We start from the raw sequence: 26,286 nt of genomic DNA on the forward strand, positions 1-26,286 counted from the left end.
ATCGCTAATTTGCATAAATATTAATTGAGTCCAAACTCATTCTCGAAGTCTGGAATATCTCAACGGGTTCTATAGCCGAATTTTTATTCGGTATAGAAACTTAATCTCTTAGCGAAATGTAAGGAATACTTATGTCAAATATCATTAAACCTGATGCTGCTACAGAAGAATCCTACCGCATCGATGGTTTTGATCCCGCTACTTCTACAGAGAAATACAGCTATACCTCTGCCCGCGTAGCTAAGCCGGTGTACAACAAGTACAACAACGCCGGTCGTCCTAAGGTATTTGGTTACTACACAGACTGGTCGCAGTATGACGGCCGTCTGCAAGGCAGCCAGCAACCCGCTGACCGGGGCCGTGGCGTTGACCTTGCATTGGTCGCACCGACGGCTTTCGACAAACTGATCATCGGTTTCGTTGGTATTCTCGGCGACCTGGGCGAGAAATCCACCGCGATCGCTAATGGCGCCGCGGCCTTCGGTCTGCATGACCAGGACGGCTCTGTCACTTTCCTTGACGTGTGGGGCGATACCCAGACTTTCGTTAACAACGGCTTTCCAAGCTACCTAGATGTCACCATGCCTGCCGATTTCCAGCAGGAGAAAGTTCAGGGTGTGCTCGGTGGTCTACGTGATCTGCAAAAACGCGCCAAAGCCGAAGGCCATGATCTGGTGCTCTCCTTCAGCGTCGGTGGCTGGACCATGAGTAATGGTTTCTACAACATGGCTCGCGATCCAATCCAGCGTGTACGCTTCACATCCAGCATTGTGGATATCTTTAAACGTTTCCCAATGTTCTCTGAAGTGGATATCGACTGGGAATACCCAGGTGCGCCGGGTAACAACAACCCATATGCTGAAGACGATAGCGTCTACTACGTGCATTTGATCAGAGAGTTACGCAACGCCTTCAATAATGCGGGTCTGCCGAATACCAAGATCAGTATCGCGTCATCCGCGGATCCGGCCATTCTGGCAAAATCGGACATTCCGGGCTTATTGGATGCAGGTCTTAACGGCATCAACCTGATGACTTATGACTTCTTCGGCACCCCTTGGGCTCCGGCGTTGAACCACCACACTAACCTGCACAAAACCGAAGCCACCACCTATGGCACCGACGCAGCCGTGGACTTCCTGATTGGTCTGGGTGTTCAGCAAAGCAATATCAATATCGGCTATGCCGGTTACACCCGTAACGCCCGCAATGCCTCTATCTCGCAACTTTCTCCACTGGTCGGCACCTATGAGCCGGGCGCGGCTACCACCGCGGGGACTTTCGAGTCTGGCAGTACCGAATGGTATGACATCATCAACAACTACCTCGATTTAGAAGCGCAAAAAGGTAAAAACGGCTTTGACCTCTATACCGATGAAGTGGCTGATGCGGATTACCTGTATAGCTCAACGTCTAAGCTGTTCCTGTCCTTGGATACACCACGTTCAGTCAAAGCTAAAGCGGCTTATGCACGCAATAGAGGGCTGGGCGGCGTGTTTACCTGGACTGCCGATCAGGACAACGGTTTGCTGGTCAACGCAGCTCGCGAAGGTCTGGGCTCGCCGATTATCACGCAAAAAATTGATATGTCGCCGTTCTACTTCAAAGGCATCAACACCTCGCCAGATCCGGTTGACCGCGCCCCTGTCGCGCAAATCGAAGGGCCGAAAAGCCCGGTCTTACCAGCGACCGAGTTGACCTTTGATGGAACTCATTCCTTCGACCCAGAGGGTGATCCCATCACTTATCAGTGGAGCGTGCCAGCCGGTCTGGAATTCAGGGGTAGGCTGACAGACCCGATCATTTATGCAAAAGTTCCGCAAACGGGCTTCCAAAGCAGCTACACCGTTTCACTGACCGTGTCCGACGGCAGCAAAACCGGTACAAGCAGCTATACCTTCACCGTTGTTGGTGGAGCAAACCAGCCACCAGTGGCTTCTGTCTCTGGCAACCAGACCGTTAACAGTGGCGCTTCAGGTACTCTGAGCGGGACTAAATCGTCTGACCCAGAAGGCCAGCCATTAAGCTACTTCTGGACGCTACCGGCTAACGTCAAGGCGACTTCAGTAACCGGCAGCACGCTGAATTATATCGCACCATCGGTGCTGGCTGACGAGAAGTTGACCTTCAAACTGACCGTCACTGACGTGGGTGGGCTGACCAGCACGGCATCTTACGATGTCACTGTGAAACCCGCTTCCGCTTACCCACAATGGGATGCTAATGCTGTGTATAACCAAGGCGACCATGTGAGCTGGAAAGGCAGCAACTATGTGGCGAAATGGTGGACGCAGGGCACTGAGCCTGGCACTGAAGACTCGGCTGGTGGTGAACCATGGCTCAAGTTGGATGCTAACCCAACTGACGGCCAGCCAAACAGCCCGTCTCGCAGAGCCTGCGCACCACGCGGCCGCAATCCGGGTAATAACAAGTAAGTAAGTCACACTCCATCTGGGGAACATTCTGTTCCCCAGTTTTTCCTGGTAAAAATGAGTCCCCGCTACGGCAGGCACTCCTCTTTAAATGATGAGAATTAACCATGAGCACAGCAGATATTATTCCGCTGGCGAGAACGATTATTCCTCTCAGCCACCAGACCCTTAATAAAGATATTCCACCCCCTTCTTTGTATGGCTGTATTTCTGGGGGAATGGAAAATCAAGAACTCTTATTATCGATGTTTGGTTTACGCCATCGCGTATTTAAACAACGACTCAAATGGGATGTATCGAGCATTGATGATTTAGAAATCGATCAGTTCGACAATGACCAAACCCAATATATTGTTACCACTGACATTAATAATAATGTTAAAGGCTGCGTCAGGCTATTGCCGACCACCAGCCACTATATGCTCAGTGAAATCTTCCCCTACCTTTGGCAAAGCGAGCAGCCAATGCCCAGCTCTGACAGCGTCTGCGAGCTTTCCCGCTTCTCATTTGAAAAAAATGCCGACTCAAAAAGTTACGGCTTTTCGCAATCCGTTATTCGCTTATTACGCAATTTGGTGATGTACGCTCAGCACAATGATATTTCGCGTTATGTCTTTGTCACCACCACCGCCATTGAAAGAATGCTCTTGATTCAGGGTATTTCCATTAATCGGGTTGGCGAAGTTATTCGTATTGGCAAAACCGATACCACGGTTATTTTTATGAATATTAATACTAAAACTTATAATGCACTATTTAATAAAACTCTGTGATCCCATTTTTAAAATAGACCTAATACCATATGCGAGGAATTTATTATGCCTAATTCATATACCCCCTATATTGATGTCACGATTAATGCACAATGGAGCGACTGGCAAAATTATCCGCAGGGACGCCCAAATCCAATCTATTACGAGCGGGCGCTAAGATGGAAAATTGATGGATTGATTTTTGGTTTTATCACACTGAATCCCGAAACCAATACGCCATGCTGGGCAGCCAGTTCTGCCATGCCTTTAGACTGGGCGCTCCCTCTCGCGCAAGAGCTAAACAGCGCGGGGCTGTCGGTTATCATTTCATTTGGCGGGGCTTCTAACTCTGATATCTCAACCCATTTCTCCATTACTGAACTCGAAGAGATCTATATCACCACCATTGAACTCTACGAAGCCAAAGGGCTGGACTTTGATTTGGAAAATGGCCTGTTCGATGCCGTGAAGATCTGTGCTGCACTGAAGAATGTCGCCAGCCGCAAACCCGACGTGGCAATCAGTTTCACCCTCCCAACCATGCCTACGGGTTTGAATCCAAGTGGCGTCGCGATTCTCAAACTGGCGAAAGATGCCGGTTTTGAATTCAGCGTAAACGGTATGGCAATGGACTATGGCGATCCCGATAATGACCCTTCGACCCAAACTGACATGGGTAAGGCAGCGGTCGACGCGGCCCTGAGCATCAGTGCGCAGATTGCCCCGCTTTATCCCGATCTCACTGAAAAAGAACGATTAAGCAAGGTAGCAATCACGCCGATGATTGGACTTAACGATGATGCCAGTATGTTCAAGCTCGACGATGTCAATACGCTAACTCGCTTTGCCAAACTCACTCCACTGAGCTTTATTGGTATCTGGTCATTTAACCGAGATAACCCATCGAGCTATACCTATGTCGATCTCGAAACCAGCAGTAACCCGGAACAGAGGGTTTCAGGTGAATATTCGCAACTGTTTGTTTCCGGGCTGAAGGTGGCTACACCGCCGACTAATAATAGTAAGCCCTATGGTCGCGCTTATTATCAATTGCACCCGGCAACAAGAAACCGCCGTTGCGAATGACCTGACTGATATTAGCTGTGTTTAACGGATAAAAAAGCCGGGCATCAAAGCCCGGCTTTTCTTGCTGACGACTCAAGCGATTAGAGGCCGTTTTCAGCAATATCCATCGCAAAGTAGGTCAGGATGATATCGGCACCGGCGCGTTTAATGGCACCTAAGCTTTCACGCACCACGGCGCGCTCGTCAATGGCACCGGCCTGCGCAGCGAATTTGATCATCGCGTATTCACCACTGACCTGATACGCCGCCAAAGGCAGGCGCGACGCTTCGCGGATATCGCGGATCACGTCGAGGTAAGCACCGGCAGGTTTCACCATCAGCGCATCAGCACCTTCCTGCTCGTCCATCAGCGATTCGCGCACGGCTTCGCGGCGGTTCATTGGGTTCATCTGGTACTGCTTGCGGTTGCCTTTCAACACGCTGCCGCCCGCCTCGCGGAATGGCCCATAAAGAGAAGAAGCAAACTTAGTGGAGTACGCCATGATGGAGGTGTCGATAAAACCCGCTTCGTCCAGTGCGCTGCGGATGGCTTGTACTTGGCCGTCCTGAGCCGCAGAAGGCGCGATGAAATCAGCCCCGGCGGCGGCGGCCACCACGGCCTGCCTGCCGAGGTTTTTCAGCGTGGCGTCGTTGTCGACGCCGTGGTCATGCAGCACGCCGCAGTGGCCGTGGGAGGTGTATTCACAGAAACAGGTGTCGGACATCACGATCATTTCCGGCACGGTGTCTTTACAAATACGCGCCATGCGCGCCACCAGACCGTTTTCATTCCAGGTATCGCTGCCGGTGGCATCCATATGTTTGGAGATACCAAAGGTCATCACCGAGCGAATACCGGCGCGGGCATAGCGTTCAATTTCAAACGCCAGGCGGGATTCAGGGATACGCATCACACCAGGCATGGCTTCGATCGGCACGTATTCAGATGTCTCTTCCTCTACGAAAATCGGCAGTACCAAGTCATTCACGCTAAATTCGGTTTCCTGAAAAAGAGCGCGCATGGAATCGGACTGTCTCAGGCGGCGAAGGCGTGAGTTTGGGAACTGGTTAGACATGAAAACTCCTAAGAAATTAACCTGTTGCGTTTTGAATGTAGTTCGCATACCAAGTCTGACGAGGGAACTCGTCGAAAGCGAGAGCGCTATTTTATAACAACTTTTAAGGAAAGGATTAACTTTACGTGAGGGGATGTTAAGAAAACCTTGCGGCGGCGATCGGCGCATTGCCAGAGACAGTCTGAACGCGGCGGTAGCTCACCCGCCGCGTTCAACATAGCCAGTAAAATAGCGTTAAACCTGCACGAAATGGCCTTTCGACACTTCATTATATTGGCGAATCGGTGGCACATAGCCGTTGTCGCGCACCGGGCTTTTCAACTCTTCCACCTGCATATGGCGCTTCAGGCCGCGTCGCGCCGGGTCTGGCACCGGGACGGAAGCCATCAGCTTGCGGGTATAGGCGTGCTGAGGATTGTCGAAGATGGCGGCGCGCGGGCCGATTTCCACAATTTCCCCCAGATACATCACCGCCACCCGATGGCTGACCCGCTCCACCACCGCCATGTCGTGGGAAATAAACAGATATGAAAGGTTCATGCTCTCCTGCAAATCGAGCAGTAAATTCACCACCTGCGCCTTAACCGACACGTCCAGCGCCGAGACAGATTCGTCGGCGACAATCACTTTCGGGTCGAGGGTCAGCGCGCGAGCGATGCAAATACGCTGGCGCTGGCCGCCGGAAAACTCGTGCGGGAAGCGGCGCATCATGTCCGGCGACAGCCCCACTTTGTGCAGCAGCGCGGCGGCCTTCTCTTTGGCGTCGGCGCGGTTATGCAGCTTATGTTGCAGCATCGGCTCGATGAGGGCGTCGCCGATACGCATGCGCGGGTTGAGGCTGGCGAACGGGTCCTGAAAAATCATCTGAATGCGCTGGCGCATTTGCAGGATCTGGCGCTTATCAATGTTCATCACGTCAAAGCCGTCGAAGTCGATTTCGCCGCTGTGCGGGGTCATCAGACGAGTGACGGCGCGGCCGGTGGTGGATTTCCCACAGCCCGACTCCCCCACCAGCGACAGGGTTTCCCCTTGCAACAGGTCAAAACTGATGTTTTCTACCGCGTGAACCGCCCCCACCTGTCGGCTCAACAAACCGCCGTAGACCGGGAAGCGCGCGCTGAGATTTTTCACCGACAGCACCGGCGTCTGCCCGCTGTCTGGCGTATTGGCGACTTCCAGCGGCTGGGTCGACGCGCCCGTTTGCAGGTCAATTTGTGGGAAACGCAGCGGCCAAGGTCGCCCCTGCATTGAGCCAAGCTTCGGCACCGCCGCCAGCAGGGCGCGGGTATAAGGGTGCTGTGGGCGATGGAACAGCTCGGCGGTTTCGCCACTTTCCACACACTCGCCGCGATACATTACCAGCGTGCGGTCAGCGATTTCCGCCACTACGCCCATATCATGGGTGATGAATAGCACCGCCATCCCCTCCTCTTCCTGCAAGGTTTTAATCAGGTCGAGGATCTGCCCTTGGATGGTGACGTCCAGCGCGGTGGTGGGTTCATCGGCAATCAGCAGTTTGGGCTTCAACGCCAGCGCCATGGCAATCATGACCCGCTGGCGCATACCGCCGGAAAACTGGTGTGGATACTCATCAAACCGCGCCTGCGCATTAGGAATACGCACCTTCTCCAGCAGGCGCAGCGTCTCGGCCCGCGCCTGTTTCGACGACATCCCGCGATGGCGTTTCAGGCTTTCGGCAATCTGCCTGCCGATGCTAAACGTCGGATTGAGCGAGGTCATCGGCTCCTGAAAAATCATCGCCATTTCGTTGCCGCGAATGTCGCGCATCGCCTTGTCCGACAGCCCCAGCAGGCTGCGCTGATTGAGGTTAACTATCCCTTCAATCTTGCTCGACTGGGCTTTGAGCAGGCGCATCACCGACAGCGAAGTGACGCTTTTGCCCGAGCCGGATTCGCCCACAATCGCCAGCGTCTCCCCCGGATAGACCTCAAACGACAGGTCGCGCACCACCGGCAGCCAATCATCTTCGCCACGAAACGAGGTGGTGAGATTTTTGACTTCCAGCACCGGCAGGCGTGGCGCGGCGGCTTGTTGCGGGGTAGTGGCGTTCATGTTCTTTCTCCGGCAAGGGCAAACGGGTTAAGCCAACGATTAACGGCTGCGGGCTGACAGCAATGTTTCTGGCGTATAGCTAAAGTCTTTGTCGAACGGGAAGGTGTCGCGCGTTTTGCGCAGGCGCGGCAGGCGCTCGACAAACTGGTCGACCACGCCGTTGGACAGCGCCATCAGGTTCGGGCTGGCGATCGGCGCCAGTTCCGGCGACAGATAGCCCGATTTCACCACCACGATGTTGGCGCTGTGGGGGGCCAGCTCCAGCGCGGTGAAGTCGCTAATGTTGTGATACGGGCGACGGCGCGCCGACACTACGATATCAATGCCGCCAGTGCGCAGTACCGCCTGACGGTCCGCCGGGGCCAGCGCGTCGAGCAGCAGAACCACCTCGAACTCCCCTTTCACCTGCGGGCTTGAGTGGTCAAGTGACGCGCCGAGCGTCAGGCTGAGGCGCGAACCCACGCCTGCGTTGAATGCGGCTTCGGTGGCGGGTAAATCGGCAATACCGGCGACAATCACGCCCTCGGCATATTGGGCAATCAGCTCGGCCAGCACGTCGGCACGGTCGCCCACGCCGCCGCCGGTCGGGTTATCGCCTGAGTCGGCAAGCACCACCGGGCGCGTCGGGCTGGCAATCGCCTTGGCCACGCAGGCTTTCACTGTGTCGGTTTCACAGCCGAAAACGAACTCTTCGCGTGCGTCCCAGTAAGCCTGCGCCAGCTTTTTGGCTTCGCGTTCCAGCACGGCTTGGTCAGTGCCGGTCATGATCACCGCCGCCGTGGCGCGCGGCTCGTCGGCCCAAACATAGCCGACCATCAGCGAGCTGTCCCAGATGCCGTCAATCTGATCTATTTCCGGCAAGCGGGCATACAGGCTTTTCGCCGGCTCATCTTCGGTGCTGGTGCGTTCCCCCGGCAACACCACGGGCACGGGTGCCCACAGCAGTGTCGGCTTGACGCCGATTTGCAGGGTTTTAATCAGCATGGCGACCGAACGGCGCATGGTTTCTTCCGTATCAATATGCGGCGCGGTGCGATAGGTGGAGAACATATCAATCGCATCAATGATTTTCTGCGACACATTGCCGTGCAGGTCGTAGCTAACGCTGATCGGGCAGTCGTCGCCCACCGCCTCGCGGGCCGCGGCGATCCAGTCCCCTTCGGCATCTTCCATTCCTTCGACATACATCGCACCGTGCATCGGCAGGTAGAGGCCGTCAAAAGGCTTTTGCGCCTCCAAACCACTCAAAAATTCTGCTTTGAATTTTTCATAGGTTGCGCGGGACACCGGGCCACCGGCAATAGCGCGGGCGTGAATGGTTGGCAAGAAGGTGGCCGGGTAATCCTGCAAGAACTTGAAGTAAGGCGCGGCGAGCAGCGCCCCGTCGCGGGTAATGCGGAAGTCTTTCTCTTCGTTGAGCACCGGGTTGTAAGTGCTGCATTCGATATGGATACCGCCGACTGCTATACGCATGGTGTTTAACCTCAGAATTCAGAGTGTGAAAGTAAACGTTTCAGCAAGATTTCAGGCCGACCAAAAAACGATGCGCCGGGATGCTTGCCGCAGCGCGCGCCCAGGTATCGTCATTAAGCGCGAAGGTTTTGACCGGCGTTAGCCCGGCCACGCCCGGCAGCACGTTGGCATCTATCGACTGCTGTACCACGGTGCCAAACAGTCCGGAGAAGCTCTGTTCCTGATGGGCGATCAGGATCATGTCCGGGTCATTAATTTGGATCAGATGCGAAATCGCCAGGCCCAGCGCGGTGCCCGCCCGATGCAAAATGCCAATTGCCGCGTTACTGCCGCGCGCCGCCAGCTTTTCCAATTCCGCCAAGGATTCGACATCCAGAGCCTCAGCCTTAGCGCGCTCCATAATGGCGTTGAGAGAGGCCAGCGTGTCGAGACAGCCGCGCTTGCCGCAGCGGCACGGCAGGCCGTCCAGCTCAATGGTGCAGTGGGCAATCTCCCCCGCGCCGCCGTGAAAACCGCGGTGCAGCTGGCCGGAGATAAAGTGGGCATTACCGATACCCGCGCCGTGGCTGACCAGGGTGAAGTTGCTCAGTTCGCGGGCGTGACCGAAGCGTTTCTCACTCACCGCCAGCGCCTTGGCGTCGTTTTCAATGGCGACGGCAATGCCGCCGCCCTGATTAATCGTCGGGCAGTGCTGGTGAATGCTTTGGCGGATCAAGTCGGCCAGCGGCACGTCGCGCCAGCTCAGCAGCGTGGATTGCACGCAGGTGGATTGATGTTCATCGATGAAGCCCGACAGCGTCACCCCCAGCCCGAGCAGCTTGTCGGCGGCGTCGGCGTGGGCCGCCAGCAGCTCCGGCAGCGCGGTGGCGATGTTATCCGCTAGCCGCTGCGGCTGATTGTCGAGGGGGAATGTCACCCGCGACAGGATCTCGCCATGCAGGTTAATCAGCACCATATGCGCCGGATCTTGTAATAACGACACGCCCGCGAAATAGGCGCCGTCCGGGTGGACGGTTAAACGCACCGAGGGGCGACCCTGCCCCGCGCCCGGCACGGTTTGCGATTCGAGCAGCAGTCCGGCGTCAATCATCTCGCGCACCACCCCGCTGACCGCAGCCTTGCTCATGCCGGAGAGCTGAACGAGGTCAGTGCGGCTCAGGCCATCCGTTGCGGTGATAGCCCCTAATATCTGTTGTTGTAAGGTGGTTAGCATATTTGTTTCCGGGCTCTCAAATTTCAATCAGCTGCGTTGACATTAAACATTAAAAATGGATATATCAATGCCAATTAGTTCACATTTTGAACCAAACATCTCAACATAAGTTTTTCATATGAACTAATTACGCAAAAAAACGTTCACACTGTTTTTGATGTTTTCGAATCACCTTTTAATCAATTACACGTAATACCCGAAAGATTTCGGCGTGCAGAAAGGCGGCGAACGAACGAATTCCGAATCACTTACACAGTTAAGTGATTCGGGAGAGAGAGCAGCCAACGCCTCTGCGGTTCGAAAGATGACGGGTATTTTGGGCAGAGGAAATACGATGAACAGCAAAATGCGATTAACTCTACTAAGTACGGCGCTGCTTGCCGCACTTTCCTCCCCGCTCTACGCGGCCACCCTGACCATCATGCAGAACGAAGCGCCGCGCAGCATGGACCCCGGCAACCAGACGGCGACCTTTACTGGTACGGTGCTGGACCCGATGTATGAAGGTCTGCTGCGCATGTCGCCCGAGCTGAAGCCAGAGGCGGCGCTCGCCACCTCGTGGAGCAGCGATGAGAGCGGCCTGAAGTGGACCTTTAAGCTGCGCAGCGGGGTGACTTTCCACGACGGTACGCCGTTTAATGCCGATGCCGTGGTGGCCAACTTCGCCCGCCACCTCGACGCCAAGCGCGGTCTGGCGGCCAGCGGGCGTCTGCGCACCTTCCTCGAAAGCGTCACCAAGGTGGATGACTCGACGGTGCTGTTCACCCTGAAGAAGCCTTACCCCGCCTTCCTCAATTTACTGACGACCGGCGCGTCCTTGATGGTCAGCCCAACCGCCGACAAAGCCGGCACGCTGGACAGCAAAGCCGTGGGGACTGGCCCGTACAAAATGGTGCAGTACAAAACCGGTGAATTCGTGCTGGAAGAGAAATATCCGGGCTATTGGGGGAATAAGACCAGCGGGCCGGACGACCTGAAGTGGACCTGGAGCGCCGAGCCGTCGGTGATGAACATGGCCCTACAGGCGGGCGAAGCTGACGTGATTAACCCAGTGCCGCCGCAGTTCGCCAACGTGCTGAAAAACAATCCTAAATTCCAGTTGCATGAAAGCCCTGGCTCCGCCGTATTCTGGGTGGCGCTCAACACCGACCTTAAGCCGTTAGATGACGTGCGTGTGCGTCAGGCGCTGAACTTCGCCACCGACCGCGCGGGTCTGGTGCGCGCCATCATGTCCGGCTTCGCCATTCCGGCTAACTCGCCTCTCGCGCCTGTGACGGCGGGCTATGACAAAACCCTCAATCCGTACCCGCTAAATCTGGAGAAAGCCAAGGCGCTGCTGAAAGAGGCCGGGCTGCCGAACGGCTTTACCATGTCGATTGCCGTACAGGGGCAGGACGCGCGTATCGGCCAAGTGCTGCAAAGCATGTGGGCGAAAATTGGCGTCAAGCTGGACGTCCGCCAGATGGAAAGCGGCGTGTGGGCCAAAGCCGCCTTTGCCGATCAGGCTGGCAAAAAAGCCGATAACACCGGCGCGGTGCTGGCGTCCTGGTCTTCCGGCGTTAACGGCGCGGATCTGCAACTTCGCCCACTCTACTACAGCAAAAGCTTTGCGCCGGGCGGTGCCAACCTCGGCTTCTTCAACGACCCTAAACTGGATGAAATGCTAGACAAGGCGGCGTCAACGCAGGATGAAAACGCCCGCAACGCCATCTACGTCGAGGCGCAGAAAGAGATCAACCAGCAGGCGCCGCAAGTGCTGCTGTACTACCAGAATGACCTGTTTGCGACAGGCACCGGCGTGTCCGGCGTCACCATGGTTCCGGGCGGTCAGATTGTTGTAAAAGACGCACATAAGGGTTGATATGAAAGCTTATCTGGCAAAAAAACTCATCGCCTTCCCGGTCATTCTGATCGGCGTGTCGATGCTGATTTTTGGGTCTATCCGCGCGCTGCCGGGCGACCCGGCGCGCCTGATGGCCGGGCCGGAAGCAACGCAGGAAGCGGTGGACAATATGCGCGTGCGCCTTGGGTTGGATCAGCCGATCGTCACCCAGTACGTGCATTTTGCCACCGACGTTTTGCACGGGAATCTCGGGCTGTCCCTGCAGTCGCAGCAGCCCGTGACGCAGGAGATCGGCGAGCGCCTGCCCTATACGCTAGCACTCGCCGTGCTGGCCTACTTTTTGGCGGTGGTCATTGGCGTCCCCGCCGGGATGATTGGCGCGGTGTATCGTAATCGCTGGCCGGACTATGGCGTGATGCTGCTGGCGATTGCCGGCGCTTCTATTGCTAACTTCTGGCTCGGGCTGATGGCGATGAACTACTTCTCGGTGTCGCTCGGCTGGCTGCCGCTGCTCGGCGCGACCTCGTGGAAGAGCTACATCCTGCCGTCGGTGACGCTGGCGGTGCTGCCGATGGCGGTGATGGCGCGCATGACCCGCTCGAGCATGCTCGACGTGCTGTCGGAGGACTACATCCGCACCGCGCGCGCCAAAGGGCTGTCCGCCGTCACCATCTATTGCAGCCACGCGTTTCGCAACGCGCTGATCCCGATTGTCACCATTGTCGCCCTCAACTTCGGCAGCCTGATTGGCGGCGCGGTGGTCACCGAGTCGGTGTTTAACTGGCCGGGCATCGGGCGTCTGTTGGTGGACTCGGTGCGCTATCGCGATTACCCGGTTATTCAGGGCGTGGCGCTGGTTGCCGTGTGCGGCGTGGTGGTGATGAACCTGCTCGGCGAGCTGTTGATTGCCTTCTTGAATCCAAAAATAAGGTTCGATTAATGTCTGCCATTATCACCCAACTACCCCGTCGCAAGCCGCGCACGCTGCGGTTCTTCCGCTGGTTATGGCGTCATCCGGCGGTGACCTTTGGCTGTCTGATTGTCGGCGCGATTGTTTTAGTCGGTATTTTCGCGCCGTGGCTGACGCGTCACGATCCCTACGCGCAGGACCTGATAGATACCCTGCTTGCCCCTTCGGCGGACCATCTTTTCGGCACTGATGACTATGGTCGCGATATTTTCGCTCGAGTGATTTACGGCGCACGGATTTCCATTATTGAAGTGGTGCTGAGCGTCGGTTTGGCGATGCTTATCGGCATCCCGCTGGGGGTGATCGCCGGGATGGCCGGGCGCTATGTCGATATGGTCATCATGTGGTTTATGGACATGCTGTTTGCCTTCCCCGGCATCGTGCTGGCGATTTTGGTGGTCAGCATTCTGGGCAGTGGATTGGTCAACTTGCTGATTGCCATCTCGCTGTTCGCTATTCCGGTTTATGCTCGTCTGAGCCGCAACCTGACTCTGGGCCTGAAACAGATGGAATACGTCGAGGCGGCGCAGGCACTCGGCTTGTCACATTACCGGATTATCGTGCACTACATTCTGCGCAACGCCGTCGGGCCGATTATTGTCCAATCAACCCTGACTGCCGGTACGGTGATTTTGGCCGCCGCCAGCCTCTCGTTTCTTGGCCTAGGCGTGCAGCCACCCATGCCGGAATGGGGTACTATGATGAGCGATGGCCGAAACTTCCTCGGCATAAATATTTACCTTTCGCTGTTCCCCGGTCTGGCTATCATGCTGACGGTGCTCGGATTTAACGTCCTGGGCGATGGATTACGCGATTTACTGGATACCCGCTCATGAGCAAACCTTTCTCCGCTGCGTCAGCTGACGCGGCGGTTTTTTGTGCCGATATCGGCGGTTCATTTATTAAGTTTGGTATTTCCGCGCGTTCAGGCGAAGTGGAGGAGTTTGGCAAGGTGCCGACCCCGACCGCCTCGTGGGATGCTTTCGTTGCCGCCGTACAAGGTTTGATCACCCAGTACGCGCCGGACTACCCTGCCAACACGCCGCTGGCTATCTCCACGGCGGGGCTAGTGTCGCCACAAACCGGTGAGCTACTGGCAACCAATATTCCGGCATTTACCGGCCGCTCGCTGGCGGCCGATCTCAGCCTCGCCTTGCAGCGCCCGGTGAGCGCCGCCAATGACGCCGACTGTTTTGCACTGGCGGAAGCCTACGCCGGAAACGCGCAGAATCAGCCGATTGTGGCGGGAATTATTCTCGGCACCGGCGTTGGCGGTGGTCTGGTGATCAACGGCCAACTGGTGCGCGGTCACGGCGGCGTCACCGGCGAATGGGGCCACGGCGCAATCACCCGCACCGAGCTGCCGATCAATGGCAAGACCTACAATATCCCGCGCTTGCCCTGCGCCTGCGGCCAGCACGGCTGTCTGGATATACTCGGCGGCGCGCGCGGTTTGGAGCGCCTGCATCAGCATCTTAATCAGCAAGATCGCACCAGCCAGCAAATCGTCGATGGCTGGCAAAACGGCCAGCCGGACTCAGATTTAACCATCCAAGCCTGGCTGCAACTGGTCGCCGAACCTCTGGCGCTGCTGGTCAACATCCTTGGCCCCTCTAAAATCGTGGTCGGCGGCGGCTTAGCCAACGCCATCCCCCTGATCACCGCGCTGGATCTGGCCGTCCGCCACGGCGTGCTGCATCGCTACCCGGAACCTCTGGTCGTCACTGGCAAGTTTGCTGGCGCTGGCGGCAATGGTGGGATGATTGGGGCAAGCGTGTTGGGGCGTTTGAGCGAACGCCAGACGCTTTAAGGTCAACAGCGTGCGCTGCCGCCACAACGGCCTCCCCCTTATCAGGGGGAGGAGCAAACCCAAAGCTTAAACAAACCCTACTGAAAAGGTTCGGTTGATAAGCCAGTAGGTCGCGTTCAGAAGTGACGCCGAGCAAGAGGTGGAAAACCGCGTGGCTTTTTACGCGGGTTGTAATCCCGCAGCGAGGGAACCGCCTAAGCGGCGGCTCTTCGCGGCTGTCACCAAAGCGACTGAAACATGTCCATTCCGACCCTGCGCAGCCTCGATCTTACAGCAGCAAAAAAACGCAGGATTCCAAAGGGTTTCGTTTAAAACCCTTTGGGCCAGTTTGCGTGGCAACGCAAGGTTTTGACCTTCAGGTCCGTATGGGCGGCGAGCCCACGGTTTTGACCTTAGGGGCCAGTCTGCATGCCAACGCAAAAATCTCAGCGGCTTTGGGCAGCCGCCCAATCATCCCGCCGCAGGCGATAAAGACAGTGCTCTTGAAGTCTGTCCCCCTCGGCTATTACCGGGTGATTGAAATTCTCCGCAGGGTCACAGGTCATCCCCATGCGCTTCATTACTGCCTGAGAACGCAGGTTTATCAGCGCGGTGAAGGCGACGATTTCATGCAGGTCGAGCTGGTTGAAACCTACCTTTAGGGCGGCCTGCGCGGCTTCGCTGGCGAGCCCTTTGCCCCATGACTCGGCGCTCAGACGCCAACCGGCTTCGACGCAGGGGTTGAAAGGCAGCTGATAGCCCGGCGTGTGCAGGCCGAGGAAACCGATAAACCTGTGTTCGTCGCGCGTCTCCAGCGCCCAGATGCCCCAGCCGCGTTCGGTTATCAAGGCGCTACAGCGTTCGGCCAAGTTGTCACTCTCTTCGCGGGTCATAACCGAAGGGAAAAACTCCATCACGCGCGGATCGGCATTCAGCTCGGCAAAAGGCGCCAGATCCTCTTCGCGCCATTGGCGCATGATCAGGCGCGGCGTGGTGATTTCAATCGTGGGAGTGATAACAGGGACGATAAACTCTTGCATAACTCTCCTTGTAGCCGAGTGGCCGTTAATGGACTCTGTAATTCTTAGTAACACTACCGTTATACGGAATTTCTTTAGACTTACAAGGCTGATTTAACTCACTTATTCTCCTGGGTAAGCGCCAGCCAGGCTTTTACCGAACCCGTGGTTTCTTGCGTGCGATGCAGCAAAATCATATTGGCGCGCAGGCTGAAGTTATCCAGCGGCTTGTATAGCAGACCCGGCAACGGCACCTGTTCGAAAGTCGAGGGCACCAACGCAATCCCCTCTCCGGCGGCCGCCAGCATCAAGACGCTCAGCGTGCTTGAAACCTGATGAGCAATGCACGGCGGACTCCCCAAGGCTCGCTCCAACTGCGCCAACTGTCCGCCATTAGCTTTGCCGGTGGAATAGACAATCAGCGGCTCTTTGGCAATCATCTGTCGGGTGAGCAGTTCGAGGCTTGCCAAAGGGTGGTCCTTCGCCAGCGCGATGATCATCGGCCAGTCGCCAATCATCTCGGTACTCAGTTGGCTGTCAAACTCAATGCCCATTGCCGGGCAGTAGCCGACATCAATTTTGCCCGCCAGAATCGCCTCGCTTTGCCACTGCGGAGCCAACTCTTGCAGCTCAATCTCCACCTGCGGATAGGCGGCGGTGAACGCGCGCATATCCGCCAGCAGCTTGCCGGTGAATACCGCGTTGCCCGCAAAGCCAATCCTTACCTTGCCGGTTTCTCCCCGCAGGGCGCGCTGCACCACGCTTTTTGCCCGCTCGGCCTGAGCAACGGCCAGTTCGGCCTCGGCGCGGAATAGTTTCCCGGCCTCGGTCAGCTCCACCTTGCGCGTGGTGCGCAGGAACAGCACCCCGCCCACCTCCTCTTCCAAGGCTTTAATCTGCATACTCAGCGCAGGCTGCACAATGTTGAGACGCTGGGCGGCACGGCCAAAATGAGCCTCTTCAACGACCGTAAGAAAGTAACGCATTTGCCGCAAATCCATGTTTTAGCACTCATCAACTAAAATGATTAATAGCTCAATTTAAACTATTTGTTTTGATGGCTCTAGACGCCGATGCTGTCAGCAGAAAATGACTAAGCAACGAATCATCAGGAGCAGCACCATGAGCAATACATTGCAAGACCGCCAAGACATTGCCGACCTAATGACCGGCTGGATACATCGCGATTTAGCTGAGTGGGATCAACTGCTCGAATTGTTCCATGACGACGGCATTATTGAAGTCACATGGTTTGAAGGGCTGTTCAGCGAATTCGTCAAAGGGTCACAGAAAATGGGCAATTCTGGCTTCAGCACCAAGCATGTGATTGGCTCGCCGGTGATCACCTTTAATGGCGATCGGGCGATTGTCGAAACCAATGCCATTATTATTGGCGAAAATGCCTCGCTGGGGCTGGGCTGTAACGGTCATAACCGTTTCTATGACTTAGTTGAGAAGCGCGACGGTGTGTGGCGCATTGTTAAGCGCCAGTCGATTTACGATATGGGTAACTTCACCTTCCCAGTCGGCGTGGTGGATATCGATCAGGCCACGGTGGAGAAATATCCGCGCGAATACGCGGCGCTAGCCTATCTGCTGGAGAAGAGTGGTTTCCCAGTGAAACGGGTGTTCGCCACCAAATTTAGCCAGCAGGAACAAGAGATGAAAGCCAAAGGCAAACAGTGGCTGGCTGAGGCGAAAGAGTAGCGAGGTAAAGTTGTTCTGAAACAGAGATGGCAGGCCCGCGCGGCCAGCAGCGGCGCGGGCTGCGTTAAGCAAGAGAAGAAAGTTAGCCGTTACCTTTGCCCGTTTTCGGGTACTCGCTGCCCGCCGAGACTTCCGGCAGGTCGTCTAAATCGGGCTGAATGCCCTCAGAGATATAGTCTTTCGCCGCTTTGGCCTGTTCATGGCCAGATTTATCGCGCACCAGTACGTGCTTAATAGTGCCGTCTTTCAGGACTTCGCGATGGATGCCAGTAAATTCGCTCATAAGTTCCTCTTTCTGGTGATCAAACTGAAGCCGGATGCTCATATCAGGTTCCATGAGCTCAGTATTAAGCATAGTTTTATTCCGCCAGAGTTCGAATAATAAATATCTGAATATTCCTTCAGCGACGATAACTTTTTCCTGATAAATTAATACGTGAGTCAATGGCATACTGGCTTAATCAGGTTTTATCGGCGCATTAGCAGGAGAAGGCATTTTGGACGCAAGCACTATCAACACACTTTTTTTCGTCGGCGCCCTGTTGGTAGCAGCAAGCATTCTGCTCAGTTCGCTCTCTTCCCGCCTCGGAATTCCCATTTTGGTCATTTTTCTCGCCATCGGTATGTTGGCGGGGGTTGACGGCATTGGCGGCATCGCCTTTGACAACTATCCGGCGGCCTATTTAGTCAGTAACTTGGCGCTGGCGGTGATCCTGCTCGACGGCGGCATGCGCACCCGGGCCTCCTCCTTTCGCGTGGCCCTCTGGCCCGCCCTGTCGCTAGCCACCGTCGGTGTCCTCATTACCGCCGGATTAACCGGCATGGCGGCGGCCTGGCTGTTTAAAGTCGATATGATTCAAGGCCTGTTAATTGGCGCGATCATCGGCTCCACCGACGCCGCGGCGGTGTTCTCACTGATTGGCGGCAAAGGCTTAAACGAACGTGTCAGCGCCACGCTGGAGATTGAGTCAGGCAGTAACGACCCGATGGCGGTATTCCTGACCATCACCCTGATCGACATGATTGCCAAAGGCCAGCACGGACTGAGCTGGATGTTCGTTCTCGACGTGATTCAGCAATTTGGTTTGGGCATTTTCTTCGGGCTGGGCGGCGGCTGGCTGCTGCATAAGCTGATCAACAAAATCTCTCTGGCCACCGGCCTCTACCCCCTGTTGGCTTTCAGCGGCGGGTTGATGGTCTATGCCCTGACGGTGGCCATGGACGGCAGCGGAATTTTGGCGGTGTATCTCTGTGGTCTGGTGCTGGGCAATATGCCGATCCGCAACCGCCACGGCATTATGCAGACCTTCGACGGGCTGGCGTGGCTGAGCCAAATCGGCATGTTCCTGGTGCTCGGCTTGCTGCTGACGCCAAGCGATCTGCTGCCGATTGCCGCCGGCGCGCTGGCCTTGTCTCTGTGGATGATTCTGGTTGCCCGCCCGCTTTCGGTATTCGTCGGGCTGTTCCCGTTCAAAAACTTTACCCTGCGCGAGCGTTTCTTTATTTCGTGGGTCGGGTTGCGCGGCGCGGTGCCGGTGATTCTGGCGGTATTCCCCATGATGGCGGGCATCCCGCAGGCCAACCTGTACTTCAACGTGGCCTTCTTCGTGGTGCTGGTTTCCCTGCTGCTGCAAGGCACCTCGCTGGGCTTTGCCGCCAAGAAAGCTAAGGTGATCGTGCCGCCGATGCCGACACCAATTTCCCGCGTGGGGCTGGATATCGACGTGTACAGCAATTGGGAACAGTTTATTTACCAGCTGGGTTCTGAGAAATGGTGCGTGGGCGCGGCGCTGCGTGACCTGAAAATGCCCGCTGAAACGCGCATTGCCGCCCTGTTTCGCGGCACTGAGATGCTGCACCCCACGGGCAGCACGCGGCTGAAAGAGGGGGATATTCTCTGCGTGATTGGGCAGGAAAAAGACCTGCCAGAGCTGGGCAAGCTGTTTAGCGACAGCAACGCGGTGGTGCTGGATGACAGATTCTTCGGTGACTTTATCCTGCAAGCCGATGCCCCGCTGGACGCCATTTCACAGCTTTATGGCCTGAATTTGGATGACTCGGTGGATAAATCCCTGTCACTGGGCAACTTCGTTATTCAGCTGTTGGGCGGCGAGCCGGTTATTGGTGACCATATTGAATGGGACGGCTTAACCTGGACCATTGCCGAGATGGATGGCAAAGACGTGAGCAAAGTCGGGGTAAGAATTGTGACCGAAAAAGCCTAAGTAACAGACTTCCTGCTAAACTTCCCGCCAAAAAAATCATAAAAAAAACGCCTGTGAGGTTAAACCTGACAGGCGTTTTCTTCTTTAGCGGCCAGCAAACTAGCCGCTAAATCAACCGTTATTGGCCGGCTTGTGGGTCTTTGTCGTAATCAGAACAAGACTGGTAGCCTTTATTCATTACGTGGCCCGTGTCGTTAAAGCTGACGAAGTAAGTCTGAGCTTTACCATCACGTGGCGCAACGGCGTAGGTCTGACAAGTCCCTTTAGCATGGACCAGCGTCGCTTCAGTTGAAGGTGGACCCGCCAGAGCACGAACCTGCGCTTTGGTCATACCGACTTTAACGTCGCTGACCACAGGCTCTTTGACATAGCTCGCTGCGCGATCGTAAGTCTGACACCCAGCAAGCACTGATACCGCTGTAGCAACAATAATTAACATCTTCTTATTCATGACTTCTTTCTCCTGAAGTGCTTATGTTTAGTTAAGACTAGAAGAAACGGTCAATTTCGCCAGTTAATATGACTTTTATATGTGAATAAGTCGGCTAATTAGGCTTTTTCTGATAAGAGCGGTTAAAGAATAGCCGACATTGCCGTTCAGCTGATGTGAAAGCAGCCACTTTGTTCTATAAATGAAGGAAGTAAACCCTTGAACTTAGGGTTATTGGTTTCTCTTTTGTAACAAGGAGCAGTGCTAATGGCTTTGGACAGACGTCGATTTTGTACTTTACTCAGCGTTGCCGCCCTGCTGCCCTTACCTTTAACCCTTAAAGCCCAACCTCGGGAGGTCGCCGTGGAGATCCTACATACCGGCAAACCGGACGGTGGCGTGCCCAACAGCAAGCTGCCGGTGCTGATTTATCATCACGTTATCCCGCCAGAAGTGGCTGACAACGCCGAATACCTTGAACATCTGTTCCGCGCTAACGGCTGGCCGCCGCAGTGGCGCTACCCGGTCTACCCTTTCACCCACTTTCACTCTAATACCCATGAAGTGGTCGGCGTGTACGCAGGCGCGGCCAAGCTGCAACTGGGGGGAGAGAAAGGCAAGATCATTGAGGTTAATGTTGGCGATGTGCTGCTTATTCCGGCCGGCGTCGGCCACAAACAGATTTCAGCGGATGACAATTTTATGCTGGTGGGCGCCTATCCGCCGAACGTCACCGCCGACCTGTGCCACGATGAGCCGAAGAAGATGGCGGAGCGAATTAAGGCGATAAATCAGGTGCCGATGCCGGAGAGCGATCCGGTCACCGGCCATTCAGAAGGAAGTATGCATTACTGGCACGCGGCGAAATAAGGTCAGGCAGGATTAGCGCAGCGGGCGCTGCATAACCGTGACCTGCTCGTTGTCCACTTCGCGTGTTTCCACTTCCTGCCAGCCAAGGCGGGAATAGAGTCCCTTTTGGTCCGGCGTATAAAGCCAAAGGGTATCAACACCTGCCGCGCGCGCGCGCTCGATGCTGGCATTGATCAAGGCGGAGCCAATACCACGGCCGCGCAGGTGGTGGCGGGTAAAGACTTCGCCCAGCCAATATTTGCGCTCGGCCACGTCGTCCAGCTCATAGCGCATCACGCCGGCAGTGCCGACAACCTCGTTATTCTCATCAAAAGCGACCAGCACGAACTGGCGGCCTTTGCTGGCAAGTCTCTGGGTAAGTCGCTGACGAATATACTCTTTCTGGGCCCAGTGCGGAAAAGCAGACCATTCGCCATGCAGGTATTCTGTGATCACCTCGAGGTACTGGGGAACATCCGCAAGGTTGGCAATCTTCACAGCACAGGCGTTGGATGGAGATGAAGTCTCAGTCATGGGAAAACCGTTTTAAGCAATCAGGGCAACTAATTTGTCGATTCCCCCGTTGACTGTCAAGCCGCAGCCTGAATTTCGCCCAAACCAAATCTAGACACCGCCCTCTCCAAACGTTGCGATTGCGCCAATAACTCCTGCGACGAACTGGCCGCCTGCTGCGCCAACTGGCTGTTTTGCTGCGTTACCTGAGTCAGAGTGACAATGCGTTCGGACACTTCATGAATACTTTCGCGCTGATGCTGGGTCGCGTCAGAGATTTCACCCACCAGCGTATTTAGCCCGCTAAAAAGGGTGATGATCTCATTTAAGCTTTTGCCCAAGTGCGTCACCGAGGTTGAGCCGCGACCGATTTGCGCCATTGAATCTTCGATGAGTTGATGAATGCCGCGCGTCGAATGGCTGCTTTTTTGCGCCAACAGCCCAATCTCTTTCGCCACCACGGCAAAACCGCGACCGTGCTGCCCGGCGTGAGCGGCTTCAATGGCGGCATTGAGCGCCAAAATATTGGTCTGGAACGCCACGCTGTCGATCATCGCCACGATATTGCTCATCTCGGCGGACTGGCTGACAATCTCTTTCATCGCCCTGTCCACCTTATGCATCACGTCGCCGCCGCTGGTCGCCACCTGCTGGGCCTGCTCGGCGCGCTGGCTGGCCTGATGGGCATGCTGCGCGTTGTCCTTCACGCGCTCGGTCAGGGAGCTAATGTGCTGGTTGGCGGCGGCCAGCTCATCGCGCTGCTTCAGGGCCTGGGCTGACAACTCCTCATTACCTAAGGCGATTTCATTAATGTTCACCATGATATGCGACGAGGCGTCGCGCACTTCGCTAATCAATCTGCGCAGCCCGGCTTGCATCTCGCTCAGGCTTTGATTGAGCTGGTAAACCTCGGTGACACGCAGGGTTTTGCCGCCAATCTGCTCGGATAAATCCCCGGCCGCCAGCACGCGAATGTGGGCGATCAGCTGCTGTAAAGGTCTGATAACCCAGCGAGTAATGCCGCGCCAGACCATAAGGGCAATCACCGCCAGCAGCACCAATGTGCCGAGGAACAGAGATTTCGCCTGTGACAGCGCCGCCAGCAGATGGTCGCTGAGCGAGACTGCCGTCTGCTCATTGACACTCAGATAGCGATAATATTTGTCGCTGAAATCATCCTGAAACGCCTGAATAGGCACATTAAAGAAGGAATCAATGGTATTAGTTTTTTGCAGGCCGTCAGACTGCTCGCGCAGCCCGTCATAGAACATCTGGTAGCTGGCCTGAAGGTCGGTCGCCGCCTTTTGCGCGTCGCCCTGCAAGCCGCCGGTCATGGTGGCAAACCGCTTGAAAGCCTTATCAGACGCGGCCAGCGCGGCCTGCGACTCCTCCATCAGACTGTGCCAACTGCCGTCTGAACCCGTCTCTTTGTCCTGCATGAAATAAATCCCCGCGCGGTTGAGCTTATCGCTGGCGATCAGCAGCTCCATGCGCGCCTTGTCCATCACCGCCTGCTGCTGGCGCAGGCTTTCGGTGGCAATGACGTTTTGGCGGGCATCTTGCAGGATGTTGGTGAGGATAAGGGTCGAGAAGATCTGCAAGGCGGAAAATAGCGTGATAACGCAAATTACCCCAAAAAGAATACCTCTTGGGCGAGATGTGAAAGCTGTGCGGAATACTGTGCTGAAAAGGCCATGAGCTTTAAAGAAAGGGAAAGTTAATTTCATGATTATTCTGCATAATTTTTAGCGTAGGCAGAATTTTACTCGTGGGAAATGACAGAAATATTTCAGGGGCCGCAGCCCCTGAAAGTCAGTCATCACATCAAGTTTTCGGGAAGATCCACAGGTGTTCAGCGGGTAGCGACAGGCGGAACATCTCCTGACCGCGCACTTCACTGCCATAAGCGCGAACCACAAAATCTTCGGCGACCGTGCGGAACAGGTATTCCCAGCGATCGCCAAGATACATGCTGGTTAGGAGCGGCAGCTCGATTTGGTTGCCCTCGGCGCTATCGCCCAGTTTCACCTGCTCGACGCGGATCACCGCCGTGGCTTGCTGCCCGACCTGCACGCCCTCGCCCGCTAGTCCCCACAGCGCCCAATCCTTACCTTCAATGCGCGCCCTGCCGTTGCTCAGCTCAGTGATTTTGCCGTGCAGACGGTTATTGCTGCCCATAAACTCGGCGGTGAACAGGGTTTTCGGCGAACCGTACATCTCCTGCGGCGTGCCCTGCTGTTCAATTTTGCCATTGTTGAGCAGCAAAATGCGGTCGGAAATCGCCATCGCCTCGTTCTGGTCGTGGGTGACCATCAGCGCCGACAGGCCTAGCTTAATGATCAGTTCGCGCAGGAAGACGCGTGCTTCCTCGCGCAGTTTGGCATCAAGGTTGGAGAGTGGCTCATCCAGCAAAATCACCGGCGGGTTATAAACCAGGGCACGGCCAATGGCCACGCGCTGCTGCTGTCCACCAGACAGCTGGTGCGGGTGGCGCTTGCCGAGATGCCCCAGCCCGAGCTGATCCAGCACCGATTGCACCCGCTGGTTCATTTCGCCCGAGGCCACTTTGCGCAGTTTCAGCGGGTAAGCCACGTTTTCGAACACGGTTTTGTGCGGCCACAGGGCGTAGGACTGGAACACCAGCCCCAAATTGCGCTCTTCGGCCGGGATTTCGCTGCGCGGGCTGCCGTCGTAAACGGTGTTTTTCCCGATCACAATGCGGCCCTGCGTCGGCTTCTCCAGCCCCGCCACGGCGCGCAGCAGCGTGGTTTTGCCACTGCCGGATGGCCCAAGGAGTGACACCACTTCTCCACGTTTTAAATCCATGGATACGCCTTTCAGCACCGGGTTGTCGCCATAGGTTAAATGCAGATTATCGACGCTTAACTCAATCATGTAATTTGACTCCAAAACGTAAGGCAATACCCAGACCTAACACCACCAGCAGGATGTTAATAAAGGAGAGCGCGGCCACGATATCAATCGCCCCCGCCGCCCACAGGGAAACCAGCATTGAGCCGATAGTCTCCGTGCCCGGCGACAACAGATAGACGCCGGTGGAATATTCGCGCTCGAAAATCAGGAACATCAGCAACCAGGAGCCAATCAGGCCATAACGCGACAGCGGGATGGTGACGTGGCGGGTGATTTGCCCACGGGTGGCGCCCGTGCTGCGTGCCGCCTCTTCCAGCTCCGGCCCGACTTGAAGCAGGGTCGACGAGATAAGGCGCAGGCCGTAAGCCATCCACACCACGGTATAGGCCAGCCAGACGCTGAAGATGGTGCTGCGCAGCGAACGCAGCCACACCACCAGATTCTCACGCAGCCACTCAGACACCGGCAGGCCAGAGAGCCAGCCCGATTTCAGCGCGTTGTCGAGCCACATCGGCAGGAACAGGAACACCCACAGGAAGGCCAGACCGGCCAGCAGGCCCGGCACCGCGCGCGGCACCAATACGCTATAGTCGAGGAAGCGCGTCACGCCGTCCGGCTTGCGATGCATGGCGATGCCGATAAACAGGTAGCAGACCACCGCCAGCGCCCCGCCAAAGACGCCAATTGCCATTGAGTTCACAATCGCCCGCAGCAGGTTTGGCTGTTCCCAAATGGTGCGGAAAGTATTGAGCGAAAGTTCGTCCCACAGCGACACGCCGACGCCCCAGTTGGAGATAAAGGCGCGCAGCACCACGCCCACCAGCGGCACGCCGATGGTGACGGTCAGCCAGAAGGCCACCACCGCGCCAGCCACCCAGCGCCACTTGCCCAATGGGAGTGCGCGAGCCTGCGAGGCCTTACCTTTGACGGTGACAAAACGGTTGGCGGTGCGCATCAGGCGGCGTTGCAGCATCACCAACGGCACGGTGATACAAATCAGCACCACGGCGACGGCAGCCATCAGGTGGTAAGACGGCGTGCCGAGCTTATTGGTCAGCTTATAAAGGTAGGTGGCCAGCACCATGTTGCCTTCCGGGTCGCCCAACACCAGCATCAGGCCGAACACTTCCAGCCCGAGGAAAAACAGCAGCACGCTGGCATAAAGAATCGACGGGCGCACCATCGGCAGGCTGACGGCGGTCATGACCTGTAGCGGCGTGGCCCCCGCCGTGCGCGCGGCCTCTTCTACATCTGACCCAACGCTGCGCAGCGCTGAGGAGATATAAAGGTAGGCGTGCGGCACGTGAGTCAGGCCCGCGATCACCACGATGCTCGACATGGCATAGATGTTCCACGGCACGAAACCGAACAGCGATTCAGCCCACAGGGAGAAGAATCCCACTGGCCCCGCCGCCACCACGTAACCAAAGCCCAATACCATTGGCGACACGAAAATCGGCACCAGGATCAGCGGCTCGATCAGGCGTCTTCCCGGTAAATCGGTGCGCACCATCAGGAACGCCAGAATGCCGCCCAGAGGAATAGAAATGACAATCAGCCCAAAGGCCAGAATAAAGCCGCTTTTCAGCGCCTTATAGAAATCAGGATCGGTGAAGATAAATTCAAAGGATTCAAGGCTGAACTCCTTCGAAGGCGAAAAGAAAGGCGCCGAGAGAAAACTTTGTATAACGATAAACGACAGTGGAATGTAGATAACCAGCGCGGTTATCAACACCACTACGCTGCGCGGCAGGCTCTGCCACTTTCTGCGTAATGCAATCATGTCACGTCCCTTCGGTTATGCGCTCTGAGCCATGCAAATGAAGACGGTCAGAGCAAATCGAGGGGATACGCGCCCTTTTTCACCGACGCGCATCCCGTTTTACCGATTTAAATCAATCAATACCCTAAATCATTTGAGTCATAGGAAGGCGGCAAGCAAATGCCCCCCGATGAGCTTACTCAAGTCAGTGATTCGGGTGA

At 56.0% G+C, this 26,286-nt stretch carries 22 protein-coding genes; 10 read left to right on the forward strand and 12 right to left on the reverse strand.

Annotated elements, in window-relative coordinates:
- Positions 1-131 precede the first annotated feature (131 nt).
- From ACT3RT_RS06895 to ACT3RT_RS06905, 3 genes are all read left to right on the forward strand, one after another.
- Entirely contained in the window at positions 132-2,435 is a 2,304-nt protein-coding gene (locus ACT3RT_RS06895; protein ID WP_496202724.1) for a glycosyl hydrolase family 18 protein, read from the forward strand.
- A gap of 104 nt (positions 2,436-2,539) precedes the next feature.
- Complete coding sequence (locus ACT3RT_RS06900; protein ID WP_496202725.1) at positions 2,540-3,205, forward strand: acyl-homoserine-lactone synthase; 666 nt, start codon at positions 2,540-2,542, stop codon at positions 3,203-3,205.
- 45 nt (positions 3,206-3,250) lie between these two features.
- Positions 3,251-4,270, forward strand: a complete 1,020-nt coding sequence (locus ACT3RT_RS06905) for a chitinase (protein WP_496202726.1) — start codon at positions 3,251-3,253, stop codon at positions 4,268-4,270.
- An 80-nt stretch (positions 4,271-4,350) separates the two neighbouring features.
- On the opposite strand, the gene hemB is transcribed toward ACT3RT_RS06905, so the two are convergent.
- The 4 genes from hemB to ACT3RT_RS06925 form a co-directional block, all read right to left on the reverse strand.
- Entirely contained in the window at positions 4,351-5,325 is a 975-nt protein-coding gene (gene hemB, locus ACT3RT_RS06910) for a porphobilinogen synthase (protein WP_496202727.1), read from the reverse strand.
- A 234-nt stretch (positions 5,326-5,559) separates the two neighbouring features.
- Entirely contained in the window at positions 5,560-7,398 is a 1,839-nt protein-coding gene (locus ACT3RT_RS06915) for an ABC transporter ATP-binding protein (RefSeq protein WP_496202728.1), read from the reverse strand.
- 39 nt (positions 7,399-7,437) lie between these two features.
- Positions 7,438-8,871, reverse strand: coding sequence for a M81 family metallopeptidase (locus ACT3RT_RS06920; RefSeq protein ID WP_496202729.1), 1,434 nt, complete (start codon positions 8,869-8,871; stop codon positions 7,438-7,440).
- Between the two features lie 40 nt (positions 8,872-8,911).
- Entirely contained in the window at positions 8,912-10,084 is a 1,173-nt protein-coding gene (locus tag ACT3RT_RS06925; RefSeq protein ID WP_353501604.1) for an ROK family protein, read from the reverse strand.
- 334 nt (positions 10,085-10,418) lie between these two features.
- Between ACT3RT_RS06925 and ACT3RT_RS06930 the strand changes: the two genes are divergently transcribed.
- The 4 genes from ACT3RT_RS06930 to ACT3RT_RS06945 are packed head-to-tail and all read left to right on the forward strand — an operon-like array spanning position 10,419 to position 14,707.
- Positions 10,419-11,945, forward strand: a complete 1,527-nt coding sequence (locus ACT3RT_RS06930) for an ABC transporter substrate-binding protein (protein WP_353501603.1) — start codon at positions 10,419-10,421, stop codon at positions 11,943-11,945.
- Between the two features lies 1 nt (position 11,946).
- Positions 11,947-12,867, forward strand: coding sequence for an ABC transporter permease (locus tag ACT3RT_RS06935; protein WP_034789358.1), 921 nt, complete (start codon positions 11,947-11,949; stop codon positions 12,865-12,867).
- Entirely contained in the window at positions 12,867-13,733 is an 867-nt protein-coding gene (locus ACT3RT_RS06940) for an ABC transporter permease (protein ID WP_496202730.1), read from the forward strand. Before ACT3RT_RS06935 ends, ACT3RT_RS06940 begins: the two co-directional genes overlap by 1 nt.
- Entirely contained in the window at positions 13,730-14,707 is a 978-nt protein-coding gene (locus ACT3RT_RS06945) for an ROK family protein (protein ID WP_496202731.1), read from the forward strand. Before ACT3RT_RS06940 ends, ACT3RT_RS06945 begins: the two co-directional genes overlap by 4 nt.
- Before the next feature lie 425 nt (positions 14,708-15,132).
- Here the strand turns inward: ACT3RT_RS06945 and ACT3RT_RS06950 are convergent, their stop codons facing one another.
- Both ACT3RT_RS06950 and ACT3RT_RS06955 read right to left on the reverse strand, forming a co-directional pair.
- On the reverse strand, positions 15,133-15,726 hold the full coding sequence (locus ACT3RT_RS06950) for a GNAT family N-acetyltransferase (protein ID WP_485903280.1): 594 nt from the start codon (positions 15,724-15,726) through the stop codon (positions 15,133-15,135).
- A gap of 98 nt (positions 15,727-15,824) precedes the next feature.
- On the reverse strand, positions 15,825-16,691 hold the full coding sequence (locus ACT3RT_RS06955; RefSeq protein ID WP_496202732.1) for a LysR substrate-binding domain-containing protein: 867 nt from the start codon (positions 16,689-16,691) through the stop codon (positions 15,825-15,827).
- 136 nt (positions 16,692-16,827) lie between these two features.
- Here ACT3RT_RS06955 and ACT3RT_RS06960 point away from each other — a divergent pair, with 136 nt between their 5' ends.
- The gene (locus ACT3RT_RS06960; protein WP_353501598.1) at positions 16,828-17,412 is read left to right on the forward strand and encodes a nuclear transport factor 2 family protein; all 585 of its coding nucleotides are present in this window, start codon (positions 16,828-16,830) and stop codon (positions 17,410-17,412) included.
- A gap of 82 nt (positions 17,413-17,494) precedes the next feature.
- Here ACT3RT_RS06960 and ACT3RT_RS06965 read toward each other — a convergent pair whose 3' ends face one another.
- Entirely contained in the window at positions 17,495-17,695 is a 201-nt protein-coding gene (locus ACT3RT_RS06965) for a hypothetical protein (RefSeq protein WP_034789351.1), read from the reverse strand.
- A gap of 214 nt (positions 17,696-17,909) precedes the next feature.
- Between ACT3RT_RS06965 and ACT3RT_RS06970 the strand changes: the two genes are divergently transcribed.
- Positions 17,910-19,637 carry a potassium/proton antiporter gene (locus ACT3RT_RS06970; protein WP_353501597.1) on the forward strand — a complete coding sequence of 576 codons (1,728 nt, stop codon included), beginning with the start codon at positions 17,910-17,912 and terminating at the stop codon, positions 19,635-19,637.
- A 118-nt stretch (positions 19,638-19,755) separates the two neighbouring features.
- Here ACT3RT_RS06970 and osmE read toward each other — a convergent pair whose 3' ends face one another.
- Entirely contained in the window at positions 19,756-20,088 is a 333-nt protein-coding gene (gene osmE / locus ACT3RT_RS06975; protein WP_034789322.1) for an osmotically-inducible lipoprotein OsmE, read from the reverse strand.
- A 246-nt stretch (positions 20,089-20,334) separates the two neighbouring features.
- Between osmE and ACT3RT_RS06980 the strand changes: the two genes are divergently transcribed.
- Positions 20,335-20,937 (forward strand): cupin, encoded by a 603-nt coding sequence (locus ACT3RT_RS06980; protein ID WP_353501596.1) that lies wholly within the window; start codon positions 20,335-20,337, stop codon positions 20,935-20,937.
- A 12-nt stretch (positions 20,938-20,949) separates the two neighbouring features.
- On the opposite strand, the gene ACT3RT_RS06985 is transcribed toward ACT3RT_RS06980, so the two are convergent.
- The 4 genes from ACT3RT_RS06985 to ACT3RT_RS07000 form a co-directional block, all read right to left on the reverse strand.
- On the reverse strand, positions 20,950-21,450 hold the full coding sequence (locus ACT3RT_RS06985; RefSeq protein WP_084674052.1) for a GNAT family N-acetyltransferase: 501 nt from the start codon (positions 21,448-21,450) through the stop codon (positions 20,950-20,952).
- Positions 21,451-21,506: 56 nt separating this feature from the next.
- Positions 21,507-23,156 carry a methyl-accepting chemotaxis protein gene (locus tag ACT3RT_RS06990; protein ID WP_496202733.1) on the reverse strand — a complete coding sequence of 550 codons (1,650 nt, stop codon included), beginning with the start codon at positions 23,154-23,156 and terminating at the stop codon, positions 21,507-21,509.
- Between the two features lie 97 nt (positions 23,157-23,253).
- Positions 23,254-24,324, reverse strand: coding sequence for an ABC transporter ATP-binding protein (locus ACT3RT_RS06995; RefSeq protein ID WP_496202734.1), 1,071 nt, complete (start codon positions 24,322-24,324; stop codon positions 23,254-23,256).
- Positions 24,317-26,086: an ABC transporter permease gene (locus ACT3RT_RS07000; RefSeq protein WP_034789316.1), complete on the reverse strand. Its 1,770-nt coding sequence runs from the start codon at positions 26,084-26,086 to the stop codon at positions 24,317-24,319. Before ACT3RT_RS07000 ends, ACT3RT_RS06995 begins: the two co-directional genes overlap by 8 nt.
- Positions 26,087-26,286: the final 200 nt, after the last annotated feature.

This window comes from Ewingella sp. AOP9-I1-14 (assembly GCF_052375995.1).
GTDB classification, from domain to species: Bacteria; Pseudomonadota; Gammaproteobacteria; order Enterobacterales; family Enterobacteriaceae; genus Ewingella; species Ewingella allii.